This is a genomic window from Actinomycetota bacterium, from assembly GCA_035640355.1.
GTDB lineage: Bacteria > Actinomycetota > UBA4738 > UBA4738 > HRBIN12 > CALGFI01.
Genome location: DASQWI010000009.1, coordinates 163705 through 184765, shown reverse-complemented (window position 1 = coordinate 184765; position 21061 = coordinate 163705). Strand labels below are relative to the sequence as shown.

Genomic DNA, 21061 nt, shown 5'->3' with positions numbered 1-21061 from the left:
CGAAGGGTCGGCTACCCCTTGTTCTCGGCGTGGCCTCCAAACTGCAGGCGCAGCGCGGACAGGATCTTGTTCGCGAAGTCCGCTTCGTGGCGTGACTCGAACCGGTCGAATAGCGCCGCCGAGAGCACGTGCACGGGAACGCCTTCGTCGATCGCGGCGAGTGCGGTCCACCGTCCCTCGCCGGAGTCCGAAACTCGACCCGAGAATGCCTCGAGCGTTGGGTCCTCGAACGTCGCGGCCGCCGTGAGGTCGAGCAGCCACGACGCGACCACACTGCCTCGCCGCCACACCTCAGCGATCTCCGAGATGTTCAGGTCGTACCGGTAGTACTGCGGATCGCGGAGCGGTGTCGTCTCGGCGTCGGACTCGCGCGTCTCGGCACCGACATTCGCGTGCTTCAGCACGTTCAAACCCTCCGCGTACGCGGCCATCAGCGCGTACTCGATCCCGTTGTGGACCATCTTCACGAAATGGCCGGCGCCCACCGGACCGCAGTGCAGATAGCCCTGCTCGGCGGTGGTCGCGTTCGCGTCGGTGCGTCCGGGTGTTCGATGCGCGACGTCCACCCCCGGCGCGAGCGCGCTGAAGATCGGATCGAGATGCTTCACGACCTCGTTCTCGCCGCCGATCATCAGGCAGAACCCCCGCTCGAGCCCGAACACACCACCACTCGTTCCGACGTCAACGAAATGCACGCCTTTTGTGCCGTACCGCTCGGCTCGTGCCATATCGTCGCGGTAGTATGAGTTGCCGCCGTCGATGACGATGTCGTCGGCCTCCATGAGCTCGGCGAGCTCGTCGGTGGTCTGCTCGGCGAACGCGGCCGGAACCATGACCCACGCGGCGCGTGGCTTCGAGAGCTCGTTCACGAAGTCCTCGAGTGAACCGGTGCCGATCGCACCCTCGCTCTCAAGCTGCTTGACCGAGTCGGCGTTCACGTCGTACGCAACGACCTCGTGACCGTTGCGCATCAGGCGCCGCGTGAGGTTCGATCCCATCCGGCCCAGGCCGACCATCCCCAGTTGCATCTCAGATCGCCTCCATGAGCGCGTCGAGCGTCACTCGCGCCACGCGTCGCCCGCGCTCCCGGAGCGACCGCAGGTCGCCGAGCGCCTGCGCGTCGATCAGCGTTCCGAACGAGTAGGGCCGTCCGGGGATCGGGAGATCCGTCGACCGCGTCCCGTCGACGACCTGGATGAACACGCCGTTGTTCGGGCCGCCCTTGTGCAGCTGCCCCGTCGAATGCAGGAACCGCGGCCCGAACCCCACCGTCGTCGCGACGCGGTAGCGGTCCCTGATCGCCACTCTCGCTCGCTGCAACGTGTCCTCCGTCTTGGACGTGCGGTCGAGGTACGCGTGGATCCCGACGTAGTCGCCCGAGCCCACCTCTTTCAGCAGCGCGCTCACGTCGTCGAACCCCGGTTCGTCGATCGTTCCGCCCGACAGGATCTCGCTCGTCGCGTCCTTGGCTCCCTGCACGTTCGGCTGGTCGAACGGATTGATCTGCAGCACGTACCCGGCGACGGCTGTGGCCATCTCCCAGCGGAAGTACTCGCCGCCGATCTGTTCGCGATCCTCGTACGCGAGTCGGACGACCGGATGGCCGAGGTTCTCGAGCGCGGCCACGCCGTCGTGTTCGCCGATCGCCGCGAACACTCGGTCCTCGCCGTACACCCCCGGTTCGCCGAGCGGCTCACCGACGACGGGAACGATGCCCTTCCCCTCCTTGCCGGTCGACTCGGCGATCAGCTGCTCGACCCAGTTGCCGAACGACTCGATCTCCGGCGGGAGGATCAATGTGAGCTTGTCCCGGCCCGCCTTCGCGGCCTCGCCCATCAGTGCTCCGAGCGTTACAGCGGGGATCTGCGACGCGGGCACGAGCCGCTCGGACGCGCGCTCCATATCCGCGGCCCGTTCGAGGATCTCGTGCAGGGGCGAGCCGATCAGCGCGGCCGGCACCAGGCCGAAGTACGAGAGCGCCGAGTATCGACCGCCTATGTCGTCGGGGTTGGAGAACACCGCGCGGAACCTGTGGTCGTGCGCGAGCTTCTCGAGCGGCGTCCCGGGGTCCGTGATCGCCACGAACTGCTCGCCCCGGGGCGCGCGTTCCCAGAAGTGGGCGAAGTGGGAAAGGGTCTCGGTCGTCGTCCCCGACTTGCTGGCGACGATGAACAGCGTCCTCGACAGCTCGAGTTGCGAGGTGAGGCGCTCGATCGTGACCGGGTGGGTCGTGTCGAGGACGATCAGCTCGAGAGCTCCGTCGGCGAGGCCGAACGTCGTCGCGAACACCTCCGGCGCGAGCGACGAGCCGCCCATCCCGAGCAGAACCGCCGTCTCCAGCCCGTCGGCGGCCAACTGCTGTGCGTACGCCTCGAGCTCCCCGATCCGCTCCTGCATGAGATCGGTGACGGTCAGCCAGCCGAGCCGGTTGGTGATCTCGGTCGGGTCGTCCTTCCAGACGGTGTGGTCCTTGCGCCAGATGCGCTCGACGACCCCGTCCTGGTCCATTTGCCGAAGGCGTTCGGAGACCGCGGGAAACTCCTTCAGAGGGTTCATCGAGCGAACATACTCCGGCGACCGGCTCGTTACCGTTGACCTCTCTCTAAGTGTGAAAGCGGGAATGGGTCACGTCTGAGCAGAGGTCGAGCTAGCCGGGGGGTCGCCTGCGCGGACCGAACCGGCGGCGGTCCGGATCGCTCGCGCCGCCTCGAGTGGATCGGAGGCGTGGAAGATCGCGCTCCCCGCGACGAGCACGTCCGCGCCGGCTCGAACCGCGTCGGTGGCGTTCGCGGGCGAGATCCCGCCGTCCACCTCGATGCGGAACGAGCCGCCGGTGCGTTCGCGGATCTCGTTGGCCATCCGGACCTTCTCGAGGTGCTCCGCGATGAACTGCTGTCCGCCGAACCCCGCCTTGATCGTCATGACCAGGAGCAGGTCGATGCGCTCGTCGAGGTACGGCTCGACGGCCTCGAACGGCGTGGGACCGTCGACGACGATGCCGGCCTGCATGCCGAGCTCGCGCGTTCGGGCCAGAAGCGTTGTCGGATCGCCGAGCTCCACGTGCACGCTGCACAGGTTCGCGCCGGCGTCCGCGAGTCGTTCCAGCCACATCCCCGGATCGCTGACCATCAGGTGGCAATCCAGGAACAGGTCCGTGTGCGGTCGGAGCGACGCGACCACCGGCGGGCCGATGGACAGGTTCGGAACGAAGTGCCCATCCATGAGGTCGACGTGTAGCCAGTCGACGGCCGGGCGAACGACGGCGACCTCGTCGGCGAGGCGAGCGTAGTCCGCGGCGAGGATCGACGGGGCGACGAGAACGTCGTGCGTCACGCGCGCCAGTCTGACCGATGACCGAGCCGGCTGGGTCGGTGGCGGCGTGGCGAGCGACGTGTCACGCTCCCGCTCGAACCGAGCAGGCGCGATCGGGATCCGTCAGTTCCTCGAGTCGCAGCCAAGCCGGCCCACATGATGTGATGAGGTGAAGTTGGAGCCGAACGAGATCTTCGAGCTGATAGTCAAGGCCGACGAGAAGCTGAAGTACGCCACCACGGGCAAGCAGGACGTAAGAAGACACCAGGCGCGCGAGATCCTCGAGCAGGCGCGAGCCGCAGCGGTCGAGATCGGCAACGACGCGCTCGTGCGGCAAGCCGATACGAGGCTCGCCGACCTGGAGCAGGTCTAGCCGGCGACAGGTTGAGGATCAACCGGGGCGGGCGGCGCCCGCGAAGTACTGCCAGTACACGGCGACGACCTCGACCGCCTCGCCCGAGTGCGGGGAGTGGATCATCGATCCGCCGCCGACGTAGATCCCCACGTGCGAGATGGGGCTGTAGAAGAAGAGCAGATCGCCCGGCTGCAGATCCGCCTGTGCTACGTGCGGCAGCGCGGAATACTGCGCGGCCGACGAATGGGGGAGCGAGACGCCGGCGTGCGACCACGCCCACATCGTGAAGCCGGAGCAGTCGAACCCGGTGGACGGGCTCGAGCCGCCCCACTGATAAGGCGTTCCGATCACCGAGTACGCCGCGTCGAGCACGGCCTGCACGTTGGCGTTCGGCGCGGGGGGCGGAGGGATCGGCGCGCTCACACTGGTGGCAACGCTTTGGGAAGTAGTCGACGTCTGCTGTTGTGCGGCCTGCTGCGCCGATTGGTAGCTGCGGTCGAGCTCCTGATAGAGCTCGCGCGCCTCGGCGACGCCCGCGCGGATCTGGCTTTGTCGCTCGGCGAGTTCCTGCACCGTGTCGCGGCGGTCGGCGACCGCGTCGGCGAGGTCCTCCGCCGTCCATCGCGCGCGTTGCATCGCGACGTCCGCCTCGGTCGCGACATCGGAATCGGTTTCGGTGAGCGTCTCGATGAACTCCAAACGATCGGAGAAGTCGTTCAACGAGCCGGCGTCGAGGAGCACTGCGAACTGCGTGCCGGCCTCCGTATACGCGCGGACCGCCGTTTCGTTCAGGTCCGCGATTGCCCGCTCGGCTTCGGCGTTCGCGCGCTCGGCCTCGTGCCGAACGGATTCGAGTCGCGCCTGCATTTCCGCCAGCCGGATCGTCGCCTGGTTGTACTCCTCGACTCGCAGAGTGAGTTCGCGTTCGAGCGCGTCGAGACGGTCCTTCGCCCGTGCCACTTCCTCCTGCGACGGTGCCGCGGAGGAAAGGGTGAACGAGCCGAGCGTGGCGGAAGAGGTGATGAGCACAGCGATCACGAGCCGTGCCGCGGCGCGAGGCCTGCCTCTGGTCATCACCCTCCGAAAAACGGAAAAGGCTGTCTCTCGACAGCCACGAGCAGGCTATCGACGTCGGCGCCCGCCAGTCAAACCTTTAGCGCCGATTTTCGTTGCGCCGAAACGAATCCGGCGGGTCGATCGATGGGGTGCCGACCGGTACTCGGTCGGGACGGCGGGATTTGAACCCGCGACCTCAGCGTCCCGAACGCTGCGCGCTACCAAACTGCGCCACGTCCCGTGCCTGGCAAGTCTAGCGGTCCATCCATTGGGCGACCGGATAGATTCACGCGCACTCGGTCTCGGAGGTTCCGTGAGGATCGCCCAGGTCTGCCCGCCGTGGCTCGCCGTCCCGCCCAAGGGTTACGGCGGTATCGAGTTGGTCGCGGCGTTGCTCGCGGATGGACTGGTCGAGGCGGGGCACGAGGTCACGCTGTTCGCGACCGGCGACTCCCGCACGAAGGCCAGGCTCGAGTTCGCGTACGAGGTCGCGCTCGGCACGACCAAGATCAACGACATCGTTCTCGACACGACGCACTCGCTGTTCGCCATGCAGAACGTGCGTGGGCGCTTCGACGTCCTGCACGTTCACACGCCGTTCTCGGCCCTCGCCGCGGCGATCGAGACCGGCGTGCCGACCGTTCATACGCTTCACGGCTCGTTCACGCCCGAGATGAGCCGCCTGTACTCCTACGTAGGGGATCGCGCCTGGTTCGTCGCGATCAGCCAGGCCCAGAGGACGTTCCAGCCCCGATTGCGGTACGCGGGGGTCGTGCACAACGGGATCGACCTCGACGAATACGAGGTCAACGAGAAGAAGGACGACTTCCTATTGTTCCTCGGACGTGCCACGCCCGAGAAGGGCTGGAGGAGGGCCGTCGATACGGCGCTCCTGTTGGGAACTCCCCTGATATCTGCGGTGAAGATCGCCGAGCCGATAGAGCATCGTGAGTGGGAGGAGAACATCCGGCCGAACCTCCCGCCCGACTTCGAGGTTCTCGGCGAGATCTCGCACCAGGAGAAGGTGGACCTGCTATGCCGTGCGAAGGCCGTCTTGTTCCCGATCGACTGGCCGGAGCCGTTCGGCCTGGTGATGGTCGAGGCGATGGCCTGCGGCACGCCCGTGATCGGGACCCCTCGAGGCTCTGTTCCGGAGGTGATCGAGGACGGCGTCACCGGCTGGGTCGTCGACGTCGACGACTATCCCGCCCAAGCGGCTGAGCGACTCGCCCGCCTCCACGAGATCGACCCCTACCGGTGTCGCGACCGCGTGGCTCGGCTGTTCTCGAAGGAATCGATGGTCTCCGGGTACGAGGAGGCGTACTCGATCGCTCGCGGCGAGCACTGATCACCGCGGGTGTGGCTTACGGGAGCGGATGGAACCGGACCGGACGTCCGCGCGTCTCAGACCGGTAGCATCGGCCGGCCGTTTCCTCTTGGGGGGTTCCCGTGTCACCCACGCCTCGCGCGACCCGACGGATCGCGCTGCTCCTGACCGTCATCGCTTCGTTGGCACTGTCGCTCGTCCAGCCGGCGACCGCGGCGGACCCGCCCACCGTTCGGCTCTTCGCCGCTACGACGCAGGTCAGGGCGGAGCGCGGCAAGAACGATGTCATCTTCGTCGACCCGGGCATCTGGGTCGCGTCCGTGGGTGGGGCGTTCGAGCTTAGGGCATCACGTCCGGACTACGACACTCCGCCGTCGCTCGTGCAGACCGATGCCAGTACGGGCTCGATACTTCGCACGTTGCCGTCCGGGATGCTCGACGGATGGGGAGGCCTTCGCGATTTCGTCCATCTACGGGTGCGCGAACCGGACGGCACCGTCGTGCTATCCGAAGATCTTCCGTTCTGCCCCAACACGTATTACCGAGCGCGGTTGTCGGACGAAGGACCGCTGAACTCCGTCTATCCCTACATCTGCGGCGGTAGCCCATTCACACGGGGCACGGTCTGGGGGATCGACGCGCAGTGGGCCGTCTCCGCGTTCTCCGACTTCGGCATCGAGTTCCGGGCTCCCCGCCGTCACTACCGGATGCGGGTCCAGATCGACCCGGCGTGGATGGCCGCGCTCGGCATCGCGCCCGAGAACGGCAGGGCGGACGTCCGGATCACGGTCGTGCCGCGTAGATCGCTCCGGAGCTCGCGGACGGCTCCGGCAACGACGTCGGCGCAACCGGGTCCCCGCGTCCCGAACGTGACGACCCCCGATCCGCAGAGCCTGCCAGACCTCATGGCGCTACCGGCGTGGAGCATCTCGATCGACAGTCGCAGGGGACGCGACATCCTCGGGTTCAACGCGACGGAGTGGAACGCTGGGCCCGGAACGCTCGTCGTCGAGGGATTCCGCGGGGTTGATGAGGACCGCATGGACGCGTTCCAGTATTTCCTTGTCGGTGGGGAGCCAATGGGTCGCGCCCCGGTCGGACAGCTCGAGTTCCACGCCACTCATCAGCACTGGCATTTCGACGAGTTCACGCGATACACGCTGCTCGACGGGACGAGGACGCAGGTCCAGGTATCGGGCAAGCAGTCATGGTGTCTGGCGAACACCGACGCGATCGATCTGTCCGTCCACAACGCGAACTGGGGCGCGCTCGGCGGCGACCTGTTCACGATGTGCGGAGGGTCCGGGGCGCTCTGGATCCGCGAGATACTCGACGTGGGGTGGGGCGACACGTACGCGCAGTTCTCGCTCGACCAGGCCTTCGACGTCACGAACCTGCCGAACGGCAGGTACTACATCCGCACGACGGTGAACCCGACGGGGATGCTGCTCGAGGGGACGACGACGAACAACGTCGAAGACCGGCTGATCAAGCTGCGTGGCAAGCCCGGTGCTCGTGAGGCGATCGTGCCGCCGTGGCACGGGATCGATACCGAGAGCTACTGCTATTACTGCGACAAGTACCTGTAGCGACCCATAGCGACCCAGGTTCTCCGGCTCAGCGCTGAACCCGCCGCAGCTCCAGCAGCGTTGCCTCGGGGGGACAGAGGAACCGGAACGGCGCGTACTTGCCGGTGCCAAGCCCCGGCGAGACGTGGACGAACGCGTCGCCCATCCTGATCAGTCCGGAGACGAGCGTGCGAGGCAGATCCGAGTTCGTCACGAGCGCCCCCGCGATCGGGAGTCGAACCTGCCCGCCGTGCGTGTGACCGGCGACGACGAACCGGTAATCGCACGCGACGGCCTCGGGCGCCGAGTCGGGCGAGTGCATCACGGCGATGCCGAACTCCTTTGGCGACCGGCGCGGCGCGAGGCGAAGATCGTGGCGCCGGATGTGTGCGTCGTCCAGACCGAGGAGCTCGACGCGGAGGCCGTCCAGATCCACGTCGTCGTGGACATTCGTCAGGTCTCGCCAGCCGTCGGCTTCAAGACGCGAGACGAGGTCGCGGGGGCGGCCCCGGCGCGCGCGCCGCGGCCGATCCGCCCTGCCGGCAACGAGGTACCGCAACGGATTCACGAATCGCGGCTCGAAGTAGTCGTTCGAACCCAGCACGAACCACGACGCGATCCGGCCGCGGTTCGCGCGGAGCGCAGCAACAGCGGCCTCGATACCGTCGGAACCGGCCAGGAAGTCGCCGGTGACGACGGTGACGTCGGCCTTCGGCAGCGACGCGAGGAACCGCGTCTTGCGCTCGTCCTTGGCCGGGAAATGCAGGTCAGACAGGTGAAGCACCGATAGGGTCGCCGGACCGTCGGCCGGTAGGATGGCGATCTCGCGTCGAACGAGCCGGTACGCGTGCCGTTCGATCGCGACGCCGTATGCGACGCACGCCAAGCCCGCGGCGGCGATCGATGACGCGACCCACGCGAGCACGATCGGGGAGTCTACGGATGACCTCACAGGGGCAGGGCGAACCGGTACCTCCTCGTGCGCCGCTCGAGACGGCCGTTCGTGAGCAGATGACGGCGGCGATGAAGGCGGGTGACAAGATTCGGCTGGGAACGCTCCGACTCCTGGTCGCCGCGATCACGAACCGTGAGAAGGAGCTCCGCCGGTCTCTGACCGACGATGAGATCCGCGAGGTCGCCGGCAAAGAGGTCAAGAAGCGGAGCGAATCGATCGAGGCGTTCGATGCTGCTGGACGAGTGGAGCTCGCCGAGCGCGAACGCGCCGAACGGGAGGTTCTCCGCGACTACGCGCCCGAACAGCTCGACGACGCGGCGATCGACGCGCTCGTCGATGAGGCGATCGCGACGACCGGCGCGACCTCGATCAAGCAGATGGGCAAGGTCATGGGCCAGGTCATGGCCAAGGCCAAAGGGAAGGTCGACGGCACCGAGGTGCAACGCAGGGTGCGCGAGCGGCTCGGCGCCTAGGTCCGAAGTCGCCCGGGTCGGCCGAGTCTCGCCGGGCCGCCGTCGCCATCCTTCCCGCCCGGTTTTCCGTTCCCCCCGTTGCCGTGACCGGTGCCATCCCCGCTCCCGTCGCCGTCGCCGCTCCCGCTGCCACCGCGATCCACGAGCTGGCCAACGACGATCGTGACCGTCGTACCCGGGCCGACCGTCAAGCCAGCGCTGCCGTTCGGCGACTGATCGACGACGACCCCGTCGAGTGCCGCCGTGTCGACCGACGCATGCTCCACCCCTGCGATGAGGCCCGCGTTCTCGATCTCGTCCAGCGCCCGCTCTTCGGTAAGTCCGACGACGCGCGGCACGTCGACCATGTGGCCCTTGCCGTCGCCGACCTCGATCGTCACACCTGTGCCGAGCACCGCGCGCGTGTCACCAGTGGGCGCCTGTCCGAGAACCGTATTGACCGGCGCCGCAGACGGGACCTTCCTGACGATCGGCGTGAAGTTCGCGTCGACCAGGATCTGTTGTGCCTCGACGGAGCGGAGGCCGGCGACGTCGGGAACACGTCCGCGTTCGGGCGGCGGGGCCGCTTCGAAGCCCTCGGCCGGATATCCCTGCACGGCGCGCACCATGAACGCTCGCCAGATCGGCGCGGCCACGGTGCCGCCGTATACCGAACCGCCGTAGTACGAGTCCATAGCTATCTGTCCGGATGGGAAACCGACCCACACAGCGGTGGAGACCTGCGGCGTGTAGCCGGCGAAGTAGACGTTCGTGTAGTCCTGAGCGGTGCCGGTCTTGCCGGCAGCCGGCCGGCCGATGTTCGCGGCCGTACCTGTCCCCGACGAGATCACTCGTTGGAGCATTGCGGTGACGAGATGAGCAATGTCGGTGTCGACGACCTGATCGCAGGCGCGCCGGTGTCGGTAAAGAATCTCGTACCCGCCGCCTTCCTCCCGCGGCTGTTCGACACGCGCGACGGCGAACGGCTCGCAGTGCTGGCCGTCGTTCGCCAGCGTCCCGAAGGACGACGCCATGTCGAGCGTCGAGACCTCCTCGACGCCGAGCGTGATCGACGGTACCGCGTCGAGCCGGGAGGTGATGCCCATCTCGTGGGCGGCTTCGGCGATGCGCTCGGGGGTGACATCGAGCGCGAGCTGCGCGAACACGACGTTCACCGAGTTCTCGGTGGCCGTCCACAGGTCGATGTACCCAGCGTCACCCCCGCCCTCGGCGTTGCTCACGCAGCCCGACTCGCTGATCCACCCCGGCAGCGAGCAGTTCGGCGACGCCGACGAGTACACCTTCCCCGCCGGGAACCCGTCCTCGAACGCGGCGACGAGCGTGAATGGCTTGAACGCGGAACCCGTCTGCCGAGCGCCCTGCCACGCGAGGTCGTATTGGTCGCGCCGGTAGTTCTTGCCGGAGAGCATGGCCTTGATCCGTCCGGTGCCGGCTTCGACCGAGACGAGCGAAACGTCCGGACCCTTGCGCGGGTCGATGTGCGGGCTCGAATCGACGGCGTCCTGCGCGTATTCCTGCCACTGCGGATCGAGCGTCGTATAGATCCGCAGGCCGCCCTGGTAGAGCATGCGCACGCGGCCGGCATAGCGCTCACCGAACGCGTCGAACTCACCGCTTTCGTTGTCGAGGATCAGCTCGCGGATGTAGTGGACGAAGAACGGCTCGACCTTGTGCTCCGGCGGTCCCACATCCTCCGCCAATCGGATCGGCCGATCCTTGGCGCGTTCGGCGCGGTGGAGCGAGATGAAGCCGACCTCGGCCATGCGGTCGAGAACGAGGTTGCGTCGCGCGATCGCGCTGCGTTCGTTCGCGATCGGGTCGTACAGCCCGGGCGCGCGGATCAAACCGGCGAGCAGCGCTGCCTCGGCCAGTCTCAGCTGACCCGGCGGCTTGCGGAAATACGTCTCCGACGCCGTGCCGATGCCGTACGCGCCGTTGCCGAAGTAGACCTCGTTCACGTACAGCTCCAAGATCTCGTTCTTCGTGTACTTGTTCTCCAGACGGATCGCGAGGGCCGCCTCCTGGAACTTCCGCGCAAACGTCTGCGCCGGCGCATCGATCAGTACGTTCTTCACGAGCTGCTGCGTCAGCGTCGAGCCGCCCTGTTCGATCTCGCCCGACGCGACGTTCGTGATCGCCGCGCGCAGGAGCGAGGTGAAGTCGAGCGCGCCATGTTCGTAAAAGCGTGCGTCCTCGATCGCCAGGACCGCGTCTCGCGCGACCGGCGAGACGTTCTCGAGCTTCACGACCCGCCGGTTCTCGTCGAGGAAGACCTTGGCGAGGATCGAGCCGTCGGCGGCGTAGATCACCGAACGCTCCGGGAACCGCGGGATCTTGACCTTGCCGATGCCCGCCGTGTCTAGCCGCTCTCGGAACGCGTTCACGCCGGCGTCCGCCCCGGCGAACAGGGGAAGCAGGAGGAGGGCCACGAGGACCGAACCGACCGCCAGGACGAGCACCAGGACGAGCGGCGTCTCGGGCGCCACCTGTCGTCTGGGCCGGAGGGCTGGCTCGGCGGGCGCGGCCCCGGTCCGCGGCCTTCGCTCTCTGGTCTGCATTCGCGTTCGGGCGAAGGATATCCCGCGTCCACGGCGCAGAACCCGCAGGTAGCATGGCCGATCCATGCGTCGCGCCGTGTTCGTCCTGTTTGCCGTCGCCCTCTTGGCGCCCGTCGCGACGGCCACGGCGCAGGAGGCCGACGGGGCGTCGGTGGTCGTGGCCGAGGTGGACGGGTCGATGGACCGGACCGTCGCCGACTACCTCGGTGACGTGATCGCCGAGGCCGAGACGAACGGCGCGACCCTCGTGCTGCAGCTCGACAGCGCGGGCACGCTCGACGAAGACGCCGTCGGGCTCGCCGAGAGGATCCACGAAGCGTCCGTGCCGGTAATCGTGTGGATCGGTCCGGCGCCTGCCAAGGCCCGCGGCGCCGCACTCCTGTTCATGTACGCCGCGAGCCTCGGCGCCATGGCCCCCGGTGCAGGAGCCGGACCACTCACGCCCCTCGACCTGGCTGATCGCGCGGACCCGACGCGCGCCGAGCTGGTCGACCTCATCGACACGTGGACGACCGAACGTGGCCGCTCCGTCACCGAGCCGTTCCCGGCGGAGCCCCTTCCCGCGCAGCAGGCGCTCGATCGTGGGATCGCGGACGTGGCCGCCGTCTCGGTGGTCGAGCTCCTCGAGGAGATCGACGAGAGGACCGTCTCCACCGCCACCGGCGACGAGACGTTGCAGACCAGGATCGCGCGCGAGGAGAGCGAGGATCCAGTCGACGTCCGGTTCGTCGACCTCGGCCCGTGGGACCGGACCCTCCACGCGGCCGCATCGCCGACGTGGATCTACGTGTTGATGGTGCTCGGGTTGGCGGGGCTGGCGTTCGAGCTTACGCAGTCGGGGCTGGGCTTCGCGGGAATCGCGAGCGTCCTGATGTTGGCACTCGCGGTTTACGGACTGACCGTCGTGCCGTTTTCGTGGCTCGGCCTCGCTCTGCTGCTCGGCGGCGTGGCGCTGATGACGTTCGAAGTGCGAGCGCGGTCGCTCGGCGCTCCGACGTTAGTCGGACTCGGCGGGTTCGTCGGGGGATCGATCCTCCTGTTCTCCGCTGTCTCCGACGAGATCGACCTGTCTCCGTGGTTGATCGGGTCGGCCACGGTGGCGGCGCTCCTGTACTGGGCGTTCGGGCTGACCGTGGCCACGCAGTCGCGGGATCGGATGACGGCAACGCAGACGGCGCTGGTCGGGCTGGTGGGCGAGACGAAGGGGGAGCTTCGTCCGGAGGGGCCGGTCCACGTGAAGGGAACGCTGTGGCGCGCTCGGGGCGTCGACGGTCCGATCCCGGCCGGCACGCGCGTTCGTGTTCGGGGCGTCGACGGGCTCACCCTGCGCGTTCAGCCCGAGGTCGAGGCGAATCCCGAGCACGACGAGCCGTGACGTTTCGGCGCAACGCGGCGGAAACATCCGGGCTGCTGAATCCCGTTGCCGTCCAGATACGAACCATCTTTCGAGGGACGCGAGGTCCCGCTCCAGGGGGAGTGCCCGCGTGGCCGAACGGATGTACGCGGACTGGACGTGGGGATGGCAGTTCGCCGCCGCGTGCCGTGGCGAGGACGCCTCGCTGTTCTTCGCCCCGAACTACTTCGAGAAACGCGACGAGAAGGATGGGCGCGAGGCGAAGGCGAAGGCCATCTGCGCGCGGTGCTCCGTTCGCGACGTCTGCCTGGAGTACGCGATCCGGATCCGCGAGACACACGGGATCTGGGGCGGCCTGAACGAATTCGAACGCAGACAATTGGTGAGGCGGCGCGCGCTCGCCGGCTGAGGCATCGAAGTCCGGACAGTCACCTCTCCGACGCGAGGCGAGCGCATCGGTGAGCGCTCTGCGAGGATGGCGTACGTGAGGTTCGCGGAGGGCCGTTCGTAACCGTGGTCGAGGAGCTCTTGGCGAACCTCGGTATCCGGCTGCCGGCGCCTGTCGCTCCTCTCGCGTCGTACATCCCCGTTCGGGTGTCGGGGGACCAAGCGTTCGTCTCCGGTCAGATCCCGATGGAGGACGGCAAGGTGCTCTCGACCGGCAAGCTCGGAGCCGAGGTGTCCATCGAGCAGGGGCAGGAAGCGGCCCGTCGGTGCGCGCTCCAGGCGCTTGCCATGTTGCGCCAGGAGCTCGGTTCGCTCGATCGAGTGAAGGGCATCGTGAAGCTCGACGTGTTCGTCGCGTCCGCCCCGGGCTTCGGCGATCAGCCGAAGGTGGCGAACGGGGCGAGCGACCTGCTCGTCGAGATCTTTGGCGAGGACGGAAAGCACGCTCGCGCGGCGGTCGGTGTGGCGGAGCTTCCGCTCGGGGCGTCCGTCGAGGTCGCGTTGATCGCACGCGTCGCGGGGGGACGGGGGTAGCACAGCGAGCGAAGCGAGCGTTGTGCGGCGCAGCGAAAGGCTACGTCCCGCGCGCGAATCGCAGGTCGCCGGATCGGCGCGTGGCTCCCGTCCTGTCGAGATGCTCCATCAGCGGAACGGCGTACCGGCGCGACGTGCCGAGGCGCTCGCGCACCTTGCTCACGGTCGAACCTTCGGCGCCGGCTTCGCGAACGACTTCGATCGCGCGGTCCACCATCGATCGTGTGAGGACGAGGTCCGGCGCGATCCGGACCAGCACGCCCTGGCGAACCGCGGCGTCGATCGCGTCGCTGGAAAAACCCCGCTGTTGAAGCTCGGCAACCGTCGGCGGCGTCGGCTCGGCGTCCGCGACGGCGCGCGCCACCGCTTCGACCTCCTCCGTCGCGATACCTGAGGTTCGTCCGGGGAGACGGAACAGCGAACCCGCTCGTTCGATCGTGCCGTCGTCGACGAGACGGGCGAGGAGCGCGTCGGCGAGCTCCGCGTCGCTCGGCGCACCGGCGCGGCGCAGCGCGGCGACGATGTCGCGTCGCACGGCGGCCATCTCGTGACCCTCGGCGTGGGGCGACGCGTCGTGGAACGCCGTGAGCGCCGCCGTCACGCCGTCGCGAACGACGTGGGCGACGCGATCGTGCACCCACCAGTCTCGGGCCCGACGGGCGTTCGCGATATCCGACGGGTCGGTTCCGGCGACGATGCGGACATCGGCAACCGGCACCGCGCCGCGTTCGGACACGAGCAGTTCGGCAAGCTCGTCGCGCGTCGCCTGCTCCCGAACGGTGAGGCGATCGATCGCCGTGGCGCCGGCGCGGCGCGGCGGGAACGTGTCGAGGACGACACCGCCGGCCACGGTCTCGCTTCGTCCCGACTCGCGAAGAACGAACCGGTCGTGCACGTCCAGGACCACCGCCGCCGACAGGTAGATCCGCACGAACGCGCCGTCGTCTGGTACGGACCTCACGGCGTACAGATGCAGTTTCGCGTCACGGTCGGCAGCTCCGGCGTGGAACGAGAACGCGCCTCGGGAGGTGAGCTCGTGCGCGAGGCCTCGCACGGGTCGGATCTTCGCCTCGATCAGGCTCGTCGGGTGCCACCGTTCGGGATGCGCCAGCACGTCGCCGCGCGTCAGCCGCGAGCGGTCGACCCCCGCCAGGTTTACCGCAACGCGGGAAACGGGCCTCGCCACCTCGATCTGCCTCTTGTGCGTCTGCAGCGATCGGATACGCGCGCGAACACCGGTCGGCAACACCTCAGCCTCGTCGCCGACGGCCAGCGGTCCGCCGGTCAGCGTTCCGGTGACGACGGTCCCCGCACCGGCGACCGGGAAGACGCGATCGACGAACAGGCGTGTCCGCCCGTCCGTCGGCGGAGCTGACGCGTTCGCGACCATGTCGTCGAGCGCGCCGACGAGCTCGTTCACGCCCTCGCCGGTTTCGGACGAGCACGACACGACCGTCGCGCCCTCGAGCGCCGAGCCGCGAACGCGTTCGATGACTTCCATCCGTGCGTCCTCGAGGCGATCCGCGTCGACGAGGTCGCGTTTGGTCAGCGCCACGACCGCGCCCGTGACCCCGAGCACGTCGATGATGGCGAGGTGCTCCTCGGTCTGTCGTCGCCAACCCTCGTCGGCGGCGACAACGAACAGCACCAGCCGAACCGGGCCGACGCCGGCGAGCATCGTGCGCACGAACCGCTCGTGCCCCGGTACGTCGACAAAGCCGACCTCGCGGCCGGAAGGCAACGTGGCCCAGGCGAAACCGAGATCGATCGTGAGACCCCGCCGTTTCTCCTCGGCCAGCCGGTCGGGGTCGATACCGGTGAGGCGTGTGATGAGGCTCGACTTGCCGTGATCGACGTGCCCGGCGGTCGCCACGACCTGGAGGGGTTCGACCCGATCGATCATCGCGCGCTGCTCGCTCTCGAACCGAGCTTCGATCGCTCAGCCGTCGTCGTCGACGAACTCGTCGCCCTCGCGCGCGTACTGGATCGCCCGCGCGAGATCTGGGAGCTGCTCGTCGTCGACCGTCCGCAGGTCGCACAGTACGCCGCGTTCCGTGACCCGGCAGAACACAGGAGGCGATCCCGTTCGGAGCCGTGCCGCCATCGCGTTCGGGTCGCGAGAGCGGACCTCGACGCCGTACGACGGAATCGCGAATCCCGGAAGCGACCCACCGCCGACCGCCGAGGTACACGATGTGACGTGCGCACCGGAGAGCTCGCCGTCGAGCGCGCGTGCCAGCTTCTCGGCACGGCGGTGAATGGCCTCCGCGGGCTCTCGCAGCATCTTCCACAGTGGGAGGTCCGCTCGACGCTCGGTCGCGTACATCGCGAGCACCGACTCGAGCGCCGAGACCTGCATCTTGTCCACGCGCACCGCGCGCGCGATGGGATGTCGGCGAAGCCTCGTCACGAGGTCTGGCCGACCGAGCACGATGCCGGCCTGCGGACCACCGAGGAGCTTGTCGCCGGAGAAAAGGACGAGATCGGCGCCGTCGCGTAACGCGTCGACGGCGTTGGGCTCCCCCGGGGGAATCCCGTGGACGCCCTCGAGCAGTCCCGATCCGAGGTCGTACACGAACGGCAATTCGGCCTTTCGAGCGAGTGTCGCGAGCTCGCCCGCCGTCGGCTCGGCCGTGAACCCGATCACCCGGTAGTTGCTCGGATGGACCTTGAGGATCGCCGCCGTCTTGTCGGAGAGCGCGGCGCGAAAGTCGTCCACGCGCGTTCGATTGGTCGTTCCCACCTCGACCATCCGCGCGCCCGACGCTGCGACGATCTCCGGGATCCGGAACTCGCCGCCGATCTCGATCAGCTCGCCGCGTGAGACGAGCACGTGCCGTCCCCGCGCAAGAGCGGAGAGCGCGAGCAACATCGCGGCGGCGCCGTTGTTCACGACGAGCGCGTCCTCGGCCCGCGTCAGCGCGGTCAGTAGGATCTCCGCTCTCCCGCTCCGGCGTCCGCGCGCACCCGTTTCGCGATCGAGCTCGAGGTCCGAGTACCCCGTCGCGACCTTCGCGGCCGTCTTGGCCGCGGGCCCCGGCAGCGGCGAGCGACCCAGCCCCGTGTGGAGGACGACGCCGGTGGCGTTGATCACGGGCGACAGGCCGTTCGCCGCGAACGACGCAAGGCCGATCGCCCGCGCAAGGATCACGTCGTCGCTCGGGACGGGCAGACCGCGTTCGGCTGAGCCGCGGACGTCGTCGAGCGTCCGGGTCAACGTACGCTTCACGACTGCCCGGCCGAACAACTCGCTGGCGCGTCGCGCCGGATCGGATCGGAGCAGCGTGTCGACCGACGGGATGCGCCGTCGCGGCTCGGAGCCTCTCATTACGGGGGCTACGTTCGCTCGCTGGCGCTCGCTCACTTCTCGAGTCCCCGCACCCCGCTTATCGCGGAGGCTACGTTCGCTCGCTGGCGCTCGCTCACTTCTCGAGCCCCCGCACCCCCGCCCTCGCCATGTCTCCCTCAGCGTAGCCCCTGCGCGAGGCCGGGCCCGTCGATGCCCGGCCGACGCTCCGCGACGCGACGGTAGGATGGCCTGCGGTGGACACCGAAGAGCGCGCGCACTTCACCGCCGCCGGCGAACACTGGATGGTCCGCGGCGGCGGCATCGACATCGAAGTCGTGGGGCCCGGCGGGCTTCGGACCGAGGAGATGATCCTCAACATCGGGCCGCAGCACCCGGCCACGCACGGGGTCCTGCGCCTCGTCCTGGAGCTCGACGGCGAGGTGATCACGCGAGCAGAGCCGGTCATCGGCTACATGCACCGGGCCGCTGAGAAGCTCGCGGAGCACCGCGATTCGCGGCAGACGCTCGTCCTGATGAACCGGCACGACTGGCTGTCGGCGTTCAACAACGAGCTCGGCTTCATCATGGCGGTCGAGAAGCTCGCTGGCGTCGAGGTTCCTGACCGTGCCAAGTGGATCCGCACCATGCTCGCCGAGTGGAACCGCATCCTGAGCCACCTGATGTTCATGGGGTCGTACCCGCTCGAGCTCGGCGCGATGACGCCGATCTTCTACGCGTTCATCGAGCGCGAGATGATCCAGGCGTTGATGGAGAGCGCGACAGGCGCGCGCATGCACTTCTCCTTCGTGCGACCGGGCGGGCTGAAGGACGACCTTCCGCGCGGGTGGCTGAAGCAGTCGGCCGAGGTGCTCAAGCACGTGCGGAAGAAGCTTGACGAGTTCGACAACCTCGTCATGGGCAACGAGATCGTCTTCGCCAGGACGAAGGGGATCGGCGTGCTATCGCCGGACGTCGCGATCGCCTACGGCTGCTCGGGTCCCGTGCTCCAGGCATCCGGCGTGCCGATGGACCCGCGCAAGGACGAGCCGTACGAGAAGTACGACGAGGTCGAGTTCGACATCCCGATCGGCCGGAACGGCGACTCGTACGACCGTCTGTGGGTCCTGGCCCAGCGCATGCGGCAGTCCTGCAACATCATCGAGCAGTGCATGGAGAAGCTACCCGCCGGCGAGTTCCGGGCGGCGAAGCTCCCCAAGACGCTGAAGCTCGACGGTGAGGTGTACGTCCGCACGGAGAACCCGCTCGGCATGATGGCGTACTACATGGTCGGGAACGGAAAGGTGGAGCCGTACCGCCTGAAGATGCGTACCGCATCGTTCTCGAACGTGTCCGTCCTGCCGGCGATGCTCCCCGGGACCCTTGTTCCCGACCTGATCGCCATCCTCGGCTCGGTCTTCTTCGTCGTCGGCGACATCGACCGCTGACGCCTCTTGCACTCGGGGCTCGTCCCGTGGACGATATCGCTCACCGATATCGCACCGGTATCTCGCCGAGGAGGTCGCCGTGGAGGAGCGCGCCGCGAAACTTCTGTTGAAGGCGGTTCGATCGCTTCCCCAACGTGAGCAGGATCAGGTTCTGATCGCGCTGTTCCGCTGCGTTCCGGAGGGGACGGAGTTCGCGCCGCCGGGCACCTTTACGCGAAGCCTCCCCGGGCCGTCGATCCCGGCGGACGTGGTGTTCTCGCATGGGACGCCCCCGATCGAGATGACCGGGCCGGTGGCCATGTTTCCGGTTCGGCTCCCACCCGAACTGCACGAACGGCTCCGCCAATGGTCGACGGATGCGGGATTCTCGATGGCGGGCGTCGTTCGCGGCCTCATCGAGCGCTTCTTGGACCAGCAAGCCGCGCGACCGCAGCGGCGTCCGAGCGGCGAAAAGCGCACGCGTAGGCGAGCGACCTCCCCACGTTCGAAGCGGTCCACGGCTCGCGGCTGAACCTCCCGGGACCGCTCCGCTGCGGTCTACACAGCGGGGTCGGATCGCGACCCGCCGCTCTCCCGAGCTCGTGAGAGCCACGGTGGTTCGGCCAGACCGGCGGTCCCGATCACCAGCCAGCGAAGGCGGCCGAGCCCGGCGGGATCTGCGAGCAGTTGCGCGCGGCTTCGGCTTCCCCACGCGCGAACGGCTTCGTCGCCGCTCGACGAGTCCAGCATCTCCTGCTGGTAGCGGCGCTCCTCGCCGAGCCAGTCGGCGAGGCCCAGCGCCGTGAGCGCGTCGCGCTGTGAGACCGTCTCGAACGCGACGAGCCCCGTCTCGCGAGCGCGCCGTGATATCGCGTCGAGGTCGACTCCGGCGGTGATGTCGGCAGAGCCGGGAGCGTCGAGGACGTCGGCGACAACCCGATGATCTCGGTAGCCGTGAACCCGTTCCGTTCCCGTGTCCGTCGAGGCGTAATCGATCAGCAGCGCGTAGCCGCGTTGGATGGTTCTTCCGAGCGCGTCGACGAACCCGAGCGCTCCGGTGGGGATGACGGCTTCTTCGCCGTCGCCGAGTGACAACCCGTTGAGCTGCTCGTCCTCGACCGGCTGTTCGACCTCGACGAACCCGTCGCCGTCGGCGGCGATTCGGATCTCGACGGGCGTACCGCCCCGCTGGCGGATCCGACGGAACGGGAGGTTGTCGAGCAACTCGTTTGCGACGACGAGACCAGGATCGAGCGGCTCGATCTCCACGATCGATCCGGCCACGTGCGGCGTGATCGCGGAGAGGGCCTCCCGCGCGGCGGTGCTCGCCTCGACCGCCTCGTACGAGATCTCGATGGCGGCGCGTTCGAACCCGGTGACGATCTCTCGCGCCATGGTTCCGTCTCCAGCCCCTACCTCGACCACGCGGAGAGGGATCGGCCGATCGAGGTTCACCCAGATCTGCTCGAGGGCCGCACCGACGAGTCGCGAGAAGACCGGATGCACGTGCGGGCTCGTCACGAAGTGGCCGCTCGACCCGATCGGTGTCGCATCGTAGAACCCGCCTCGGCCGTAGAGGGCCTCCTCCATGAACTCGGCGAACGTGATCGGTCCGTCGGCCAGGATGCGGCGGCGGATGCGTTCGGCGACGTCGCTGCTCATCGCCACCAAGCGTACGGGGGGCGCGGGGTGCGCAGCGAGCGATGTGGCCGGTGTGCGGGCCCGAACGATGAGGTGTCGGCCGGATGACCGCGTGCGAGGATTCGTGCGTGAAACCCTTGCGCAAGGCCGCATCGGCGATCGTCGCGCGCGACGGCGACGGCGAGCTCGAGGTGCTCGTCCTCGAGCGCGGCTCGAGCAGCCGTTTTCTCGCCGGATACGTCGCGTTCCCCGGCGGCTCCACCGACGACGTCGACGCCCGCCTGTCGCACGACTGGTTCGGATCGACGGACGAGGTCGACCGCGCGTGCGCGGTTCGTGAGCTGCTCGAGGAGGTCGGCCTCGCCCTGACCTCGAGCGGCCTTCGGGAAGCGAACGGACTCGGCCTCGAAATCATCTCGTCCTCTCCGCCGAAGGCGGAACAGCTCCGCGAGGTCGCGCACTGGGTCGCACCGCCGCAGGTCCCCACGCGGTTCGACGCGCGATTCTTCGCAGCGCGCGCGGACCACGCGCTGCGCCCCGTTGCCGACGGCGTCGAGGCCTCGGACGTTTGGTGGGTGTCGCCGCGCAGTCTCCTCGAGGAGTGGCGGACGGGTCGCCGGAAGCTCTACTGGCCGACGTACTACACGGTGGTTGCCATTTCGGCGTGCGCCAGCGTCGAGCAACTGCTCGAGCTCCGCATCGCCACGCGGGAGCCCGACGCGGACGAGCTCGAACGTCTGCCTCGGTCCGTCTTCTGGCAGGACTGAT

At 68.2% G+C, this 21061-nt stretch carries 19 protein-coding genes and 1 tRNA gene; 10 read left to right on the top strand and 10 right to left on the bottom strand.

Annotation, left to right across the window (positions count from 1 at the left end; genetic code table 11):
• Positions 1 to 11: 11 nt before the first annotated feature.
• The 3 genes from gnd to rpe all read right to left on the bottom strand — a co-directional run bounded on the left by gnd (position 12) and on the right by rpe (position 3333).
• Positions 12 to 1028 carry a decarboxylating 6-phosphogluconate dehydrogenase gene (gnd, locus tag VFA08_05335; GenBank protein ID HYZ13013.1) on the bottom strand — a complete coding sequence of 339 codons (1017 nt, stop codon included), beginning with the start codon at positions 1026 to 1028 and terminating at the stop codon, positions 12 to 14.
• Position 1029: 1 nt separating this feature from the next.
• Positions 1030 to 2556, bottom strand: a complete 1527-nt coding sequence (locus VFA08_05330) for a glucose-6-phosphate isomerase (GenBank protein ID HYZ13012.1) — start codon at positions 2554 to 2556, stop codon at positions 1030 to 1032.
• Between the two features lie 69 nt (positions 2557 to 2625).
• A complete protein-coding gene (gene rpe / locus VFA08_05325; GenBank protein ID HYZ13011.1) occupies positions 2626 to 3333 on the bottom strand; it encodes a ribulose-phosphate 3-epimerase in 708 nt (235 codons plus the stop codon).
• Positions 3334 to 3481: 148 nt separating this feature from the next.
• On the opposite strand from rpe, the gene VFA08_05320 reads away from it, so the two are divergent.
• Positions 3482 to 3685: a hypothetical protein gene (locus VFA08_05320; GenBank protein ID HYZ13010.1), complete on the top strand. Its 204-nt coding sequence runs from the start codon at positions 3482 to 3484 to the stop codon at positions 3683 to 3685.
• A gap of 18 nt (positions 3686 to 3703) precedes the next feature.
• On the opposite strand, the gene VFA08_05315 is transcribed toward VFA08_05320, so the two are convergent.
• Together VFA08_05315 and VFA08_05310 are read right to left on the bottom strand one after the other, a co-directional pair.
• Positions 3704 to 4741, bottom strand: coding sequence for an NlpC/P60 family protein (locus VFA08_05315; protein ID HYZ13009.1), 1038 nt, complete (start codon positions 4739 to 4741; stop codon positions 3704 to 3706).
• Between the two features lie 149 nt (positions 4742 to 4890).
• Positions 4891 to 4964: transfer RNA gene (locus tag VFA08_05310), tRNA-Pro, on the bottom strand.
• Positions 4965 to 5036: 72 nt separating this feature from the next.
• Here VFA08_05310 and VFA08_05305 point away from each other — a divergent pair.
• Entirely contained in the window at positions 5037 to 6071 is a 1035-nt protein-coding gene (locus VFA08_05305) for a glycosyltransferase family 4 protein (protein ID HYZ13008.1), read from the top strand.
• 101 nt (positions 6072 to 6172) lie between these two features.
• On the top strand, positions 6173 to 7639 hold the full coding sequence (locus VFA08_05300; protein ID HYZ13007.1) for a lysyl oxidase family protein: 1467 nt from the start codon (positions 6173 to 6175) through the stop codon (positions 7637 to 7639).
• Positions 7640 to 7667: 28 nt separating this feature from the next.
• Here VFA08_05300 and VFA08_05295 read toward each other — a convergent pair whose 3' ends face one another.
• Positions 7668 to 8543, bottom strand: coding sequence for a metallophosphoesterase (locus VFA08_05295; GenBank protein ID HYZ13006.1), 876 nt, complete (start codon positions 8541 to 8543; stop codon positions 7668 to 7670).
• 17 nt (positions 8544 to 8560) lie between these two features.
• Here VFA08_05295 and VFA08_05290 point away from each other — a divergent pair, with 17 nt between their 5' ends.
• On the top strand, positions 8561 to 9046 hold the full coding sequence (locus VFA08_05290) for a GatB/YqeY domain-containing protein (GenBank protein ID HYZ13005.1): 486 nt from the start codon (positions 8561 to 8563) through the stop codon (positions 9044 to 9046).
• Here the strand turns inward: VFA08_05290 and VFA08_05285 are convergent.
• A complete protein-coding gene (locus VFA08_05285) occupies positions 9043 to 11532 on the bottom strand; it encodes a transglycosylase domain-containing protein (GenBank protein ID HYZ13004.1) in 2490 nt (829 codons plus the stop codon). The two genes, VFA08_05290 and VFA08_05285, sit on opposite strands and share 4 nt — an antisense overlap.
• Before the next feature lie 136 nt (positions 11533 to 11668).
• On the opposite strand from VFA08_05285, the gene VFA08_05280 reads away from it, so the two are divergent.
• The 3 genes from VFA08_05280 to VFA08_05270 all read left to right on the top strand — a co-directional run bounded on the left by VFA08_05280 (position 11669) and on the right by VFA08_05270 (position 13939).
• Positions 11669 to 12979: an NfeD family protein gene (locus tag VFA08_05280; GenBank protein HYZ13003.1), complete on the top strand. Its 1311-nt coding sequence runs from the start codon at positions 11669 to 11671 to the stop codon at positions 12977 to 12979.
• 121 nt (positions 12980 to 13100) lie between these two features.
• Entirely contained in the window at positions 13101 to 13367 is a 267-nt protein-coding gene (locus tag VFA08_05275; protein ID HYZ13002.1) for a WhiB family transcriptional regulator, read from the top strand.
• A 104-nt stretch (positions 13368 to 13471) separates the two neighbouring features.
• Positions 13472 to 13939 (top strand): RidA family protein, encoded by a 468-nt coding sequence (locus VFA08_05270; GenBank protein HYZ13001.1) that lies wholly within the window; start codon positions 13472 to 13474, stop codon positions 13937 to 13939.
• A gap of 40 nt (positions 13940 to 13979) precedes the next feature.
• Here VFA08_05270 and selB read toward each other — a convergent pair whose 3' ends face one another.
• Entirely contained in the window at positions 13980 to 15842 is a 1863-nt protein-coding gene (selB, locus tag VFA08_05265; GenBank protein ID HYZ13000.1) for a selenocysteine-specific translation elongation factor, read from the bottom strand.
• A gap of 36 nt (positions 15843 to 15878) precedes the next feature.
• On the bottom strand, positions 15879 to 17267 hold the full coding sequence (selA, locus tag VFA08_05260; GenBank protein HYZ12999.1) for an L-seryl-tRNA(Sec) selenium transferase: 1389 nt from the start codon (positions 17265 to 17267) through the stop codon (positions 15879 to 15881).
• 215 nt (positions 17268 to 17482) lie between these two features.
• Here selA and VFA08_05255 point away from each other — a divergent pair, with 215 nt between their 5' ends.
• A complete protein-coding gene (locus VFA08_05255) occupies positions 17483 to 18673 on the top strand; it encodes an NADH-quinone oxidoreductase subunit D (GenBank protein ID HYZ12998.1) in 1191 nt (396 codons plus the stop codon).
• A gap of 79 nt (positions 18674 to 18752) precedes the next feature.
• The gene (locus VFA08_05250; protein ID HYZ12997.1) at positions 18753 to 19184 is read left to right on the top strand and encodes a hypothetical protein; all 432 of its coding nucleotides are present in this window, start codon (positions 18753 to 18755) and stop codon (positions 19182 to 19184) included.
• A gap of 26 nt (positions 19185 to 19210) precedes the next feature.
• Here VFA08_05250 and VFA08_05245 read toward each other — a convergent pair whose 3' ends face one another.
• Positions 19211 to 20314, bottom strand: a complete 1104-nt coding sequence (locus VFA08_05245) for an SAM-dependent methyltransferase (GenBank protein ID HYZ12996.1) — start codon at positions 20312 to 20314, stop codon at positions 19211 to 19213.
• A 107-nt stretch (positions 20315 to 20421) separates the two neighbouring features.
• Between VFA08_05245 and VFA08_05240 the strand changes: the two genes are divergently transcribed.
• Positions 20422 to 21060: an NUDIX domain-containing protein gene (locus VFA08_05240; GenBank protein ID HYZ12995.1), complete on the top strand. Its 639-nt coding sequence runs from the start codon at positions 20422 to 20424 to the stop codon at positions 21058 to 21060.
• The last annotated feature ends 1 nt before the right edge of the window (position 21061 follow it).